The organism is uncultured Wocania sp. (assembly GCF_964021735.1).
Classification (GTDB): domain Bacteria; phylum Bacteroidota; class Bacteroidia; order Flavobacteriales; family Flavobacteriaceae; genus Wocania_A.
Map to the genome: position 1 here is coordinate 1 of NZ_CAXIBN010000083.1, position 14549 is coordinate 14549.

Genomic DNA, 14549 nt, shown 5'->3' on the forward strand with positions numbered 1-14549 from the left:
TGCGCAAAGATACTATTAAAACCGCTCTTTTAAAATTAATTTTTTGAGCGTTACCCTTGACTTTCGACTACGCTCAAGGTGGCAGGTCGGGCTATGCGTTACAATCTTTTTGTTCATGCCTCACAAAAAGTATTTTCACTGCTATCCCTAACACAGTTTGTAACAAAAAATATACTTTTACGTCAAATAAGTAAATCATCAACATGTGCTGAACCTATTTCAGTATTAAATAAATTAAATCATGAGTTTTTGGAGAGTTTTACTGTCTATTATTTGTCCACCTTTAGCCGTTTTAGATAAAGGTTGTGGCTCTATTTTAATCACTTTTTTATTATGGCTTTGTGGTTGGGTTCCAGGCGTTATTGCTGCATTAGTTATTATTAATAATCCAAAAAATTAGCTTTCAGTCTAAAGTATTTAGTTTGCAGTTGGTTTTCTAGTTCTGTCACCGGTCTTTTGTCATTTTTCATATAAAATATTGTAATTTTGTAGTCTATGAACAAGACAATAGAACTACAAGATTTAGGCTATAAAGACTATAAACAAACTTGGGATTATCAAGAAGAATTGTTTAAAAGTATTGTAGACACTAAAATTAAAAATAGGCGAGAAGCCGCTGGTTTAAAAACTAATAACTATTTCTTGTTTGTAGAGCATCCGCATGTTTATACTTTGGGCAAAAGCGGTAACTTTTCTAATTTGCTCGTTACTGAGGCCCAATTAAAAGAAAAAAACGCGACTTTTTATAAAGTGAATAGAGGAGGAGATATAACCTATCATGGACCAGGACAAGTGGTTGGCTATCCTATTTTAGATTTAGATAATTTTTTTACCGACATCCATAAATACCTTCGTTTTTTAGAAGAAATGATAATTTTAACGCTTGCCGAATATGGTTTAAAAGCAGAAAGAAGCCTCGGAGAAACAGGTGTTTGGTTAGACGTTGGCACCCCATTTGCACGTAAAATTTGTGCTATGGGTGTACGTGCTAGTCGATGGGTAACTATGCATGGATTTGCTCTTAATATAAATGCTAATTTGGGTTATTTTGACCTTATGATTCCATGTGGTATTAGAGGAAAAGCAGTAACCTCTTTAAATGTAGAGCTTGGTGTAAAAGAAGTCTCTATGGAAGAGGTAAAAGAAAAGTTACTAAAGCATTTTAAAGTGCTTTTTGAGGCTGAATTTTTTAAAAACAAATAGAATTTTCTGGTTTCCAGATAATTATACTATTTTTAAGGGTATTGATGTTAAAATTGTTATCTCCACCATACCCAATTACTTCACCTGCACAATTAAAAACAGGAACAACAGTATTACATGTTGCACAACAATTCCCTAGAATAAAAATAGTATTGCTATTGTAGTTTGCTTGCGAGATATAAACTTCTCCAGACTCATACAAACTTGTTTGTTCAAGTTCTGCTATTTTTTCTTTCAACCAAGTTAAATTTTCAACTGGGTTTGTAACGTTACAAGTGTTAATTAAGTTATCATCGTCAGTTTTGCATGATAAAATAACAAAGGATAAAAGTATTAAAAATATGATATTCTGTCTCATCTCTTTTTTATTATCTTATAGATGCAAGAAATGTCCATTAGTTGCGTCAAATTCGATAGAATAAATTATTTAAGTGAACCTAAATATTAGTCACTTGAATACTCAATACCTAAATCGTTACTTCTAACGGCTTTTATTTTTTTAGCTAGTTTCTTTTTAAATCGTGCAACAATTTTAGAATAATTAGGATTTTTAGCTAAATTGGTAAACTGTTTTGGGTCGTTTTCCATATCAAAAAGCTCAATGCCAGCTGAGGCATCTTCGTTATATTGAATATATGCCCATTTATCATGTCGCAATAAAAAGCTTTTTCCACCTTGCGATACGCAAAAAGCCATATCTCGAACTTTCTTTTTAGGATTATCAAAGGTCTTTATTAAGCTTTTTCCTTGTAAATGTTTAGAAGGTTTTAAACCTGCTAATTCTGAAATGGTTGGATATAAATCCAATAATTCAACAAAAGAATTACAAACAGTCGCTTTTTTACCAGGGACTTTAATAATTAATGGCACACGAACAGATTCTTCGTGTAAACTCACTTTCATCCAAAAATTATGTTCGCCTAAATGAAAACCATGATCCGATGTAAAAATAACAATGGTATTGTCTTCCAATCCTTCTTCTTTAAGTGTTTTAAGTACTTTTCCAACTTGTGCATCCATATATGATACCGATGCGTAATATGCAGCAATTGCTTTTTTTTCTTGCTCTAAAGACATTTTAGCATTAACACTTGTTACGTAATTAATACCTCGCTTCGGAATATCGTCCCAATCGCCATCCACTTTTTTAGGTAGTGTTATGTCATCAAACGGATACGGTTCAAAATACGGTTTTGGAGCCACAAAAGGTACGTGCGGTCGTACAAAACCAACCGCTAAAAAGAAGGGTTTGTTTTTGTGTTTTCTAATAAGTTCTGATGCTTTTTTGGCAGTTTTTCCATCCGAATGCACTAAATCGCCGCCATCGGCTTTTACAATGGTCATGACGTTCCCGCCTTTTCTTTCAATGGTGCCGTCGGGATTTCCTTGAACTAATTCTGCATCACCAATGGCTTTCCATTCGGGGCCTTGACTGTTAAAACGTTCGGTCCACGAAGCTTCATCATCTTCTCCGTTCGAGCCTGTTTCAATATCAATAGGAACACCCATGTGGTAAATTTTACTTACTCGTGCGGTGTAATAACCATTGTCTTTAAATAATTGAGACCATGTTTTTCTGTTAGGGCCTATGTTTTCTCTACCGCTTACATAACCAAAAGTTGTAGTGGCATTTGGATAGTAACCCGACATAAACGATGCTCGTGATGGACCACAAACAGGATATTGCGTATAGGCTTTGGTATATTTAACACCTTCCGAAGCTAATTTATCGATGTTTGGTGTATGGCATGCTTTGTTTTCGTAAGATGACACTGCTGTGGCTGTTAAATCGTCTGAAATGATAAACAATATATTTGGCCTTTTCTCTTGTGAATATAAATTAATACATATAAAGAGAAATAGTATATAGTTAAATGTTTTCATGCTATATTACATATTATTTGGAACTAGCTTTTTGATGTGTTCGTTTAAAATATTTTAAACGAAGTTATCATTTTTTTTTCTGACAAAGTCAAGCACTAGGAAAAACAAAAAACCACTTTGTGAAAACAGAGTGGTTTTTATTTATAATAGGATGCTGAAAATGAGTCAGCGTGTCAACTTATTACTTTATCATATCATAACTGCGTTTAATAAAGTTTGTTAATTCTTCACCTTTAAGTAGTCCTTGAGATAGTCTAGCCAAATCTAAACTTTGTGTAATTAAACGTTCTTGTTTCTTTTTGGTTTTTGTTCCAAGAATTTCACCAACTAATTCAGAGTTAGTATTCACAACCAAATTGTACATTTCTGGCATACTACCAAACATATTCATTCCGCCTCCGCCACCTGTAGCTTGCATTTCTTTCATCCTACGCATAAATTCTGGTTGCGTAATCATAAACGGTACAGCATCACTATCCATAGGTTCTAATTGTACCATGAATTTTTCTGATGGTATAACTTCTTTTAATAATTCGTCTAAAGCTTTAGTTTGCTCTTCATTTAATTTAGAAATTTTATTTTCGTCTTTCTGAATGATTTTATCAATATGATCAGCATCAACACGAGCAAAAGAAATTTTATCTTTAGTTGTTTCTAATTTTTGCATTAAATGCGATACAATAGGTGAATCTAAAAGCAATACTTCGTAGCCTTTAGCTTTGGCTGCTTCAATGTAACTGTGTTGTTCCTCTTTATTTGAAGCGTAAAGGATAATCATTTTATCATCCTTATCAGTTTGGTTAGCTTTAATTTTGTTAACTAACTCTTCGTAAGTGTAATATGTGCCGTCAACAGAAGGATAAAGTGCAAATGCATCTGCTTTTTCGAAGAATTTTTCTTCAGAAAGCATGCCATATTCAATAACAATTTTAATATCGTTCCATTTGGCTTCAAAATCTTCACGGTTATTATTAAATAGCGATTTTAATTTATCGGCAACTTTTCTAGTAATGTAAGATGAAATCTTTTTAACAGCACCATCGGCTTGCAAATAGCTTCGAGAAACGTTTAATGGAATATCTGGCGAGTCAATAACACCACGTAACATGGTTAAAAACTCTGGCACTATACCTTCAACATTATCGGTTACAAAAACTTGATTCTGATACAGTTGAATTTTATCTTTTTGAATATTTAAATCGTTAGTCATTTTCGGGAAATATAAAATCCCTGTTAAATTGAACGGATAATCGACATTTAAATGAATGTTAAATAATGGTTCTTCAAATTGCATGGGGTACAATTCTCTATAAAAACTATTATAGTCTTCATCTTTTAAATCGGCTGGTTGTTTTGTCCATGCAGGATTAGGGTTGTTAATAATATTATCAACCGTAATTTGTTTATGCGGTTCGGTAGTTTCTTTACCGTCTTTGTCTTTTGTTGTTTTAGGCTCATGCTCTGGATCGTTTATTTCCTTAGTTCCAAATTTAATTGGAATAGGCATAAACTTGTTATATTTCTGTAATAACTCACGGATTCTACTTTCTTCTAAAAACTCGGTTGAATCTTCAGCAATATGAAGAATAATTTCTGTGCCTCTTTCAGTTTTATTAGAAGCTTCTAAGGTAAACTCTGGCGAACCATCACATGTCCAATGTGCTGCAGGTTCATCTTTATACGATTTTGTAATAATCTCTACTTTTTCGGCCACCATAAAAGCAGAATAGAAACCAAGTCCAAAATGCCCAATAATCCCTGAATCTTTGGCAGAGTCTTTATATTTATCTAAAAACTCTTCAGCTCCAGAAAACGCAACTTGATTGATGTATTTTTCAACTTCATCGGCAGTCATTCCTAAGCCTTGATCTATAATATGAAGTTTTTTACCTTTTTTATCAATTTTAACTTCAATTTGTGGATTGCCGTATTCTACTTTAGCATCGCCAACATTAGTTAAATGTTTCAACTTTAAAGTGGCATCTGTAGCATTACTAATAAGCTCGCGTAAAAAGATTTCGTGATCGCTATACAAGAATTTTTTAATGAGAGGAAAGATATTCTCTACCGAAACATTAATATTTCCTTTTGTCATAATAATTTATTTATTTTTCTTTTCCGCAAAGGCGGAAAACTGTTCAACTTGATTTTCAAAATACTGCAAAAGTAATAGTCAACAAAAATGCCAATTGATGAAATATGACAAACTGACACGACTTTTTTCTTTAAAAAAACAAATTCTAAGATCGCTAAATTCCAAAATACTCTTAGAGCTACTTTTGGAATTTTAAATATTGTAATTTGAATTTTAAATTTTGTACTTTGGTTTTTCAAAAATGAATAGCTATGTACAATTCGAAAATAATAGGCTTAGGAAAATATGTTCCAGAAAATGTGGTAACTAATGATGATTTGTCTAAAATGATGGATACCAATGATGCTTGGATACAAGAACGCACAGGTATACAAGAGCGCAGATGGATAAAAGAAGGAACTGACGACACATCAGCAATTATGGGGGCAAAAGCCTCTAGAATGGCAATTGAGCGTTCGGGATTAACCAAAGATGATATTGATTTTATTGTTTTTGCAACTATGACACCAGATTACTATTTTCCTGGTTGCGGTGTGCAAATTCAAGATTTATTGGACATGAAAAATGTGGGAGCCATTGATATTAGAAACCAATGCTCTGGGTTTGTTTATGCTATTTCGGTTGCCGATCAATTTATAAAAACTGGAATGTATAAAAATATTTTGGTAGTAGGTGCAGAATACCATTCTAATGGTTTAGATAAAACAACAAGAGGTCGAGGTGTTACCGTTATTTTTGGAGATGGAGCTGGAGCTTGCATACTATCTCGAGAAGAAGATACTACAAAAGGTATATTATCTACACATTTGCATAGCGAAGGTAAGTATGCCGATAAACTAATTGTAGAATCACCAAGCATTAAACATTGGGTGCCTCAAATATTAGAATCTGAAGAAGAAGATTTATCTTACTTTCCTTATATGGATGGCACTTTTGTATTTAAGCATGCAGTAGTTCGTTTTAGTGAAGTTATAATGGAAGGTTTAATAAAGAACGGTCTTAAAAAAGAAGATATAGATATGCTTATTCCACATCAAGCCAATTTGCGTATTGCTCAATTTATTCAAAAGAAATTTGGGTTACGAGATGACCAAGTATTTAATAACATTCAAAAATATGGAAATACCACAGCGGCATCAGTAATTATTGCTTTAACCGAAGCTTGGGAAGAAGGTAAAATTAAAACGGACGATAATGTTGTGTTAGCTGCTTTTGGTAGTGGTTTTACATGGGGTAGTGCCATTATAAAATGGTAAACAAACAAAAGTTTAAATCATTTGAACGGTTACGTTATTCCTAAAGGGGTTAGGCAGTCACTTCCTCCTGGGTCGGCGAGCTCCAACAAATGCCTCAATCCCTAACCCCAAAAAAAAAACTAAAAACCCAAAACTTATCGTTTTGGGTTTTTCAGCTATTAACCACCTTAAGTTTGTATTAAACATGCAAACTACTTATATAAGACGTAAGAAACTTACTTTTAGTATATTTTTTAACATCTTTAACATAAGAAACTCGAAATTAAAATTTCAAGTTTTTGTTTTAAACATTTAGCAATTTATATGCTTTTATTGACGACTAATTCAAATAAAAAATACTTTTCATATCTAATGTTATGATTTTGGACGAATTAATTTTAAATTCATTACACAGATTATCAGTGTTTTAATTTTTTTTGCATAAAAAAACTCGAAATTATATTTCGAGTTTTCTAATCATACGAATCTTTGATTGACGAAAATTTTATTAAATGAAGGTGACTAACTCTTAAAATAATTATTTTTTCGTGTGATTGTATGTGCGTTAAACGATTAGTTTTAATATTTATTACATTAAATATTAAATTTTAACATTTTTAACACTTTTTTAAAAATAAGTTAACAAATAATCAAACAAAAACCCAAAAGAGATGCCTTTTGGGTTTTCTTATTTAATAACCTTGCAATAACACTAACCATCAACTATTATGCAGGTAATTAAATGTTATATTTAAAGGAAGCCGCCGCCACCAGATTTTGTGTTATCATCACGCTGTTTTCTTGATTTAGCACGATATTTTCCGCCACCAAAACGGTATGATAAAGTGGCCTGTACAGTATGGCTTTCCCAATTAAACTCGCCAATTTGTTCAAATGGTTTTGTACCCTCAAAAGCGAATCTCATAGTATTTAATACATCATTAAAATTTAGGCTAAAAGAGCCTTTGCCTTTTGCAAAACTTACACGAGAGCCTAGGTTTATAAAGTACATAGGTTTCATATCAAATTGGAGTGTTTTGTTTTTTCCTCTATAAAATCCAAAGGCAGTAAAGCTTAAAGTTTTGCTTACTCTAAAATTATTAAACATTCTAAAGTTCCACGCTACATTATCAACTTCATCAATATTAGTTTCAATATCATTAATAGTTGCAGTTTCTATTGGAGCTGTTAAATTTTCAGCAATCCCTTTTTGGGTTTGTGAGTATAAGTCAAAACTTCCGTTAATACTCCACCATTTTGTTGGTCTGTAATTTGAGGATAATTCTATACCATATGCAGATGTGTCATCAAAATTATCATGGGTTAATATAATACGACCCGAGGTGACATCTGTTCTGTCTATAAATAGAGCTCTGTTAATTTCATCTGAAATTAGTCTGTAAAAAACACCTCCAGTAACACTCCCTTTTCTGTTATTTAAAGTTCTTGTATAATTTGCTTCTATAGAGTTTGTAAATTGTGGTCTTAAATCGATGTTCCCAAAAGAAGAGATTAAAGGTGTACTCCATTCTTTAATAGGGTTTACTTGCCCAATTCCTGGACGATCTACGCGTCGACTATAACTAAATTGATATGAATTTTTTTCACTTGGAGAATAGGTTATAAAAGCAGATGGATACAACTCGAAATAATCATTTTTAAAAGTTTCTGTGCTTGCAGCTTCAGAAGATAATGCCAAAGCATCTTCTTTAACATTTTCTGTGCGTACACCTATTTGATAGGTCCATTTTTCAAATTTTTTACTAAATGTGGCGTAAGCAGAATAAATGTCTCTAGTGTAATCAAAATCATTACTTGGCGTTGGTCTTAAAACGCCTTGGTCATTCAAAGTTTCTCCTGTTGACGAATATGCAATATCTGAATTAAATAAACGAGCTTGTAATCCTAATTCTAGTTTTGTAGTTTCAGATAATGGGTTTACATAATCTAAATTTACAGTGGTGCTCTTTCTGTCGGTATTATTAAAATCTTTATAATCTTCATTTGAACCTAGCAGAAATTTAAAATCTGCTGGGGTGTCATCTTCAAAAGTATTGTAGTCAACTTCTAATTCAATATTATGTCCATCATCAGAAAAATCATGCTTATAGTCAAAATTATATTGCGATGATAAATTGTCGCTTTCGTTTATGAAAATTTGACTTTGGTTGAATGATGAATTGCTGTAGAACAAGGCTTCGGTTGCACCCTCGGTACTACTGTCAGAAGTGTTTTGTGTAGTGAAAAACGACATAGTGTTCTTATCATCTAAATAAAAATCTAAACCAGCTTTATACAAATGAGATTGTCTTTTGTCTAAAAATTTAAAGAATTGCTCTGAGTTGTTTTCTGGTCTAGAAACATTACCGCGGTTTCTGTTTTTTGAAATATTATTGCTATAACTACCGTATAAATTAAACTTTCCGTTACGGTAATTCATATTTAAAGCACTATTAAATTTTGCTTCTTTTTCATGACTTAAACCTAAGCTTAAATTCCCATTAAAGCCCACCATTGTGTTTTTATGAAGCACTATATTTATAATACCACTCATGCCTTCAGGATTGTACTTAGCAGACGGATTAGTAATTAATTCAATAGATTTAATAGCTGTTGAAGGAATTTGTTTTAGTAATTGGGCCGTTGGAATGTTTGATAATTTACCATCCACCATAACACGAACGTTTTGGTTACCACGTAAACTAATGTCGCCAGTTTGTGCATCAACACTTACAGACGGAATACCAACCATTAGCTCTGATGCACTACCAGTTGCCGCTAAATCTTTACCAATAGTAATTACTTTTCTGTCTACTTTTTGTTGAATTGTTGAGGTTTCAGCAATAACAGTAACTGCGTCTAAACCTTCAGCTTCTTCTTCTAAAAAAATATTACCAAGGTTAACTTTGTAATTACCCTTTCCAATTATTACATCTTTTGTTATGGTTTTGTATCCTATATATTGAACGCTGATTTTAATTTTACCTTCGGCTACTTTTTCAATTTCAAAAGAGCCATCTTCTAAAGTAATACCTCCTGTTAAAGTTTCTCCTGTATTATTTTTTATAATAACATTTACATATGGTAAGGGTTGTTTTAACTTTGCGTCTAATACTTTTCCTGAAATTGTACCGGTTTTATCAGTATTGTTTTCAGGATCTGTGGAGTTTGCTTGCGTAGTTATTGAGAATAATAATAAACAAGCGAAAAATAAGTTTTTCATTTGATTTGATTGATTGTTTTTTGATTGATTGTTTGATTAAAAGTAATATAATGTAGACGCTTAAATTTTAATTCTGTTACTATATATAATAAGTATTAACATCTTTTTAACATATGAATAAAAAAACATTAGTGCTTGGTGCCTCATTAAAACCAAATAGGTATTCAAATTTCGTAATTAGAAAACTTATAAATAATGGTTATGAAGTTGTAGCTTTTGGATTGAAAAAAGGAGAGGTTTCAGGTGTAAATATAGATATAGAATTAAAACAATATAAAAATATAGATACAGTAACTTTATATTTAAACCCTAAACGACAAGTAGCGTATTATGATTATATAGTGTCTTTAAAACCTAAGCGTGTTATTTTTAATCCAGGGACAGAAAATCCAGAATTCTATAACATTTTAAAAGAAAATAGGATTGAATTTGAAGTGGCCTGCTCTTTAGTTTTGCTTTCTACTAATCAATATTAAACCTATGTAGGTAATAATGCCATTTATTGGTAATATTTCCCAATGAAATTTATAAGTACCTATAACACTTTCTGGTAGAGAAGTTATTATAAAACTTAGTATAATAGATAGTAAAGCAACAATCCATGCATAGCTGTCTTTAATTTGCCGTTTACTTAAAATGCCAAAAGCAAATAAGCCTAATAAAGGGCCATAAGTATAGGTTGCAAATTTAAATAAATTACTTACTACATTTCCCTCAAGGTTATTAAATAAAATAACCACAAGTATTAATACTACAGAAACCCCAATATGTACCTTTTTACGTAATGGTTTTTGTTTTGCTTCTGGTCTTTTTTCAATGTTTAAAAAGTCTACTGAAAACGATGTGGTTAATGATGTTAACGCACTATCTGCACTACTATAAGCAGCAGCAATTAAACCTATAAGAAATGTTATAGATAAGGCATTACCTAAACCTTGATTCATGGCAATTTCTGGGAATAATAAATCGGTTCTTGTTATCTCATTTACAACAGGTATTTGCAAGTTAAATTTATCGGCATAAATAAACAGTAAAGCGCCAAGAGACAAAAACGCAAAATTTACTATAATAACTAAAGTAGCCATGGTAAACATATTTTTTTGAGCGTCTTTTTTGTTTTTACAAGTCAAGTTTTTTTGCATCATATCTTGGTCTAAACCAGTCATGGCAATGGCTATAAATATACCTCCAATAAAGTATTTCCAGAAATAAGTTGTAGCATTAGGATCATCAAAAAAGAAAATTTGACTTTTTGCCGAAAACGATTCAGATTTTAACATACTAATTACTGTGAAATCTAATTTCTGATTTATTAGATAAATACCAACTCCCACAGAAACTAACATCGCTAAGGTTTGTAAAGTGTCGGTCCAGATAATAGTCTTAATACCTCCTCTTTTGGTATACAACCAGATTAGTAAAATTGAAATAACAACAGTTAACCAAAACGGAACACCAAGTTTTTCAAAAACAATATATTGCATAGATAAAGCCACTAAATACAATCTAAATGATGCACCAGTTACTCTAGAAAGTAAGAAGAAAAAAGCACCAGTTTTATAACTTACTATGCCAAAACGCTGCTCTAAATATTGATAAATTGAAGTGACGTTGAGTTTGTAATACAGCGGAAGCAATATTAATATAATAAATAAATAACCCACAAAAAAACCAAAAACACCTTGCATGTAGGCAAATTGTTGACCGCCAATCATTCCTGGAACCGATATGAAAGTAACACCTGAAAGGGAAGCACCAATCATTCCAAAAGCGACTAAATACCAAGGCGATTGCTTTTTGGCTTTGAAAAAAACGTCGTTACTATCGTCTTTTCCAGTTAAATAAGATATTAGAATAAGTAAGCCAAAATAGGCGGCAATGAGTAGTAGTATTTGTGTGGCTGTCATATAAAAAGCAATTTTTTAAGTTTTCAAAGTACAAATATTAAATTTCAATTTCCAAATAGTAGTACACAATAGTTAAAAGTCTTATATTTAAAATTAGTGAAATTCAGGTCTAAATAGTAAATTCGCAGCCATGGAGTTTTCTTCAAAATTACTAGAACGTGCTGTTAACGAAATGTCTCAATTACCAGGAATTGGTAAGCGTACAGCATTGCGTTTAGTGTTGCATATGTTAAGGCAGCCTAAAGAACAAACCACTATGCTTTCTGAGGCTTTACAAAACATGCGAGGCAATGTGAAATTTTGTAAATCTTGCCATAATATTAGCGATATAAATCTTTGCGAAATATGTGCTAATCCAAATAGAAATGAAACTATTATTTGTGTCGTTGAAGATGTTAGAGATGTTATGGCAATTGAAAATACAAGCTCTTTTAAAGGATTGTATCATGTTTTAGGTGGAAAAATATCGCCAATGGATGGTATTGGTCCTCACGATTTGAATATTGAAACACTAGTAACTAAAGTAAAACAAGGGATTGTAAAGGAGCTAATTTTCGCATTAAGCTCTACAATGGAAGGCGATACCACCAACTTTTATATATATAAGCAAATTCAAGATTATAAGGTCATTACATCAACTATTGCGCGTGGAATTTCGGTTGGAGATGAATTAGAATATGCTGATGAGATTACCTTAGGAAGAAGTATTGTGAATAGAATTCCGTTTGAAACTTCTTTAAAATTATAATATTGATTAATGATTTCAATTTGTATTCCTATTTATAATTGTAAAGTCACAAAACTTGTAAATGAGCTATCTAGACAGGCTTTGCTTCTAGAAGTGCCATCCGAAATAATTCTTATAGATGATTGTTCTAAAAATTCAATTAAAAAATTAAATAAAAGTGTATGCGCAAATCAAGTGTATATTGAATTAGATAAAAATGTTGGAAGAGCAGCGATAAGAAATAGATTTATTAAATATGCAAAGTTTGAAAACATGCTTTTTTTAGACTGTGATTCTATCATTATTTCAAATCATTTTTTGTTAAATTATATTAAAGAAATAAAAGAAAGACGATACAGTATAATTTATGGCGGTAGCATTTACAAAAAAGTAAAACCAAAAAGAAATAAAAGACTTCGATGGCTTTGTGGTTTGAAAAGAGAAAATAAAAACTGGTTAATAAGAAAACAAAGTAAAAATAGATCTTTTATGACCAATAATTTTTTAATTAGCAAGGCTATATTTAAAGAAACTCCATTTGATGAAAGACTTGTTGATTATGGTCATGAAGATACTTTATTTGGATTTGAATTAAAAAAAAATAGCATTGTTATAAATCATACTAACAACCCAGTTTTAAATGGCAGTTTAGACAATAATATTGATTATATTAATAATACCGAAAAGGCTATTAGTAATTTAGTTGATATACTTGAATATGTAAATTATGATAAAAGTTTTATAGAAGATGTAGTGCTTTTAAGAGTCTATTTTAAGCTATATAAAATCAGAAAAATAATTTTAGGAACATTTTTGATTTTTAAGCCTTTAATTAAATATTTATTATCTACTGGCTTTGTTAATATTTATATGTTTGATTTTTATAAATTAGGATTTTTAACTTTAAAGATGAATAATAGAAAGAGTAGTCGTTTTTTTTTGTAACAATTAAGTTATTTTAGAGTATATAATTTGTAAAGGTTCTTTACATATAAATGACAAGTCATAAGCTTAAGGGCAAAGTTAAATAGATGAGATTAATTTGAAATTATCAATAGTCATACTAAATTATAACGTTCGTTACTTTTTAGAACTCTGTTTAAAAAGTGTACAAGCAGCTGTTTTAAATATTGATGCAGAAATTATTGTAATCGATAATAATTCTGAAGACGATAGTTGTAACATGGTAAAAACCTTGTTTCCTAATGTTAAACTTATTGAAAATAAAGAAAATTCAGGTTTTTCAAAAGGCAATAACATAGGTGTTTCGAGCGCAAAAGGTGAGTATATTTGCATATTAAACCCAGATACTGTAGTTGCCGAAGATACTTTTACTAAACTTTTAAGCTTTGCACAAAATAAAGAAAAATTAGGTATTATAGGGTGCAAATTAATAAATGGAGCAGGCAAGTTTTTGCCAGAAAGCAAACGAAACATTCCTTATATAGGGGTAGCTTTTAAAAAATCAATAGGCAATTCTAAAGACTATTATGCAAATCATTTGAATGAAAATGAAAGCGAAAAAGTAGACGTGTTAGTTGGAGCTTTCATGTTTATGAAACGAGTAGTTTATAATAAAGTTGGTGGTTTTGACGAAGACTATTTTATGTATGGCGAAGACATCGATTTATCATATAAAATGTTAAAAGCAGGCTATAATAATTATTATTATGGAAATACAACAATCATTCATTTTAAAGGAGAAAGCACATTAAGAGATAAATATTATGCACGTCGTTTTTATGGAGCTATGCAGATATTTTATAAAAAGCATTTTAAGAAAAATATATTTTTTGATATGCTAGTTTGGGTTGGTATAGGGTTAGTTTATGTGTTTAGAAAAACACCAGTTAAAAAAACTAAAACTATTGAAAAATATGCTTTAATTGCAGATCAAATTAATGAAAAACTTAAATTTGTTTTGGAGAAGGAGGTTACTTTAAAATCAAATATAAAAAATATTCAAGAGCACACTGAAGTTATTTTTGATGCTAAAGGGTTGGGTTATAAAAGAATTATTGAGATGATTGGAGATGGTGTAAAAAATAAACATATAACCTATAAAATATTACCAGAAAATTCTAATTTTATACTTGGGAGCGACGATGCGATAAGTAGAGGGGAGGTTGTGGTTTTAGAATAGTTTTTATTGTAAATAGTTTAAAAAAATCAATGTTTTTTTATTAATTTTGCAAACTGAAATTAAAAATTAAGGATTATATTATAGATATGGCAAAGTTTGAACTTAAGTTACCAAAAATGGGAGAAAGTGTTG

12 protein-coding genes are annotated in these 14549 nt (G+C 30.9%); 7 read left to right on the forward strand and 5 right to left on the reverse strand.

The genetic code is table 11. The annotated features are described in order from the left end of the window. Positions 1-241 precede the first annotated feature (241 nt). Positions 242-400, forward strand: a complete 159-nt coding sequence (locus tag AADI82_RS08805; RefSeq protein ID WP_081997675.1) for a YqaE/Pmp3 family membrane protein — start codon at positions 242-244, stop codon at positions 398-400. A gap of 95 nt (positions 401-495) precedes the next feature. After that, positions 496-1203: a lipoyl(octanoyl) transferase LipB gene (lipB, locus tag AADI82_RS08810; protein ID WP_341216076.1), complete on the forward strand. Its 708-nt coding sequence runs from the start codon at positions 496-498 to the stop codon at positions 1201-1203. Here the strand turns inward: lipB and AADI82_RS08815 are convergent. The 3 genes from AADI82_RS08815 to htpG all read right to left on the reverse strand — a co-directional run bounded on the left by AADI82_RS08815 (position 1190) and on the right by htpG (position 5182). Then, positions 1190-1561, reverse strand: coding sequence for a hypothetical protein (locus AADI82_RS08815; protein WP_341216077.1), 372 nt, complete (start codon positions 1559-1561; stop codon positions 1190-1192). The two genes, lipB and AADI82_RS08815, sit on opposite strands and share 14 nt — an antisense overlap. Before the next feature lie 86 nt (positions 1562-1647). Continuing rightward, positions 1648-3087: a sulfatase gene (locus AADI82_RS08820; RefSeq protein WP_341216078.1), complete on the reverse strand. Its 1440-nt coding sequence runs from the start codon at positions 3085-3087 to the stop codon at positions 1648-1650. Between the two features lie 181 nt (positions 3088-3268). Continuing rightward, positions 3269-5182: a molecular chaperone HtpG gene (htpG, locus tag AADI82_RS08825; protein WP_341216079.1), complete on the reverse strand. Its 1914-nt coding sequence runs from the start codon at positions 5180-5182 to the stop codon at positions 3269-3271. 251 nt (positions 5183-5433) lie between these two features. Here htpG and AADI82_RS08830 point away from each other — a divergent pair, with 251 nt between their 5' ends. After that, on the forward strand, positions 5434-6438 hold the full coding sequence (locus AADI82_RS08830; protein WP_341216080.1) for a beta-ketoacyl-ACP synthase III: 1005 nt from the start codon (positions 5434-5436) through the stop codon (positions 6436-6438). 730 nt (positions 6439-7168) lie between these two features. Here the strand turns inward: AADI82_RS08830 and AADI82_RS08835 are convergent. Continuing rightward, a complete protein-coding gene (locus AADI82_RS08835; protein ID WP_341216081.1) occupies positions 7169-9640 on the reverse strand; it encodes an outer membrane beta-barrel family protein in 2472 nt (823 codons plus the stop codon). Between the two features lie 113 nt (positions 9641-9753). Between AADI82_RS08835 and AADI82_RS08840 the strand changes: the two genes are divergently transcribed. After that, positions 9754-10116, forward strand: coding sequence for a CoA-binding protein (locus tag AADI82_RS08840; protein WP_341216082.1), 363 nt, complete (start codon positions 9754-9756; stop codon positions 10114-10116). Here AADI82_RS08840 and AADI82_RS08845 read toward each other — a convergent pair. After that, positions 10087-11547, reverse strand: a complete 1461-nt coding sequence (locus AADI82_RS08845) for a sodium:solute symporter (protein ID WP_341216083.1) — start codon at positions 11545-11547, stop codon at positions 10087-10089. The two genes, AADI82_RS08840 and AADI82_RS08845, sit on opposite strands and share 30 nt — an antisense overlap. Before the next feature lie 130 nt (positions 11548-11677). Here AADI82_RS08845 and recR point away from each other — a divergent pair, with 130 nt between their 5' ends. The 3 genes from recR to AADI82_RS08860 all read left to right on the forward strand — a co-directional run bounded on the left by recR (position 11678) and on the right by AADI82_RS08860 (position 14417). After that, the gene (gene recR, locus AADI82_RS08850) at positions 11678-12295 is read left to right on the forward strand and encodes a recombination mediator RecR (RefSeq protein ID WP_034041190.1); all 618 of its coding nucleotides are present in this window, start codon (positions 11678-11680) and stop codon (positions 12293-12295) included. Positions 12296-12304: 9 nt separating this feature from the next. Continuing rightward, on the forward strand, positions 12305-13219 hold the full coding sequence (locus AADI82_RS08855) for a glycosyltransferase (protein ID WP_341216084.1): 915 nt from the start codon (positions 12305-12307) through the stop codon (positions 13217-13219). Between the two features lie 97 nt (positions 13220-13316). Next, positions 13317-14417 carry a glycosyltransferase family 2 protein gene (locus tag AADI82_RS08860; RefSeq protein ID WP_341216085.1) on the forward strand — a complete coding sequence of 367 codons (1101 nt, stop codon included), beginning with the start codon at positions 13317-13319 and terminating at the stop codon, positions 14415-14417. The last annotated feature ends 132 nt before the right edge of the window (positions 14418-14549 follow it).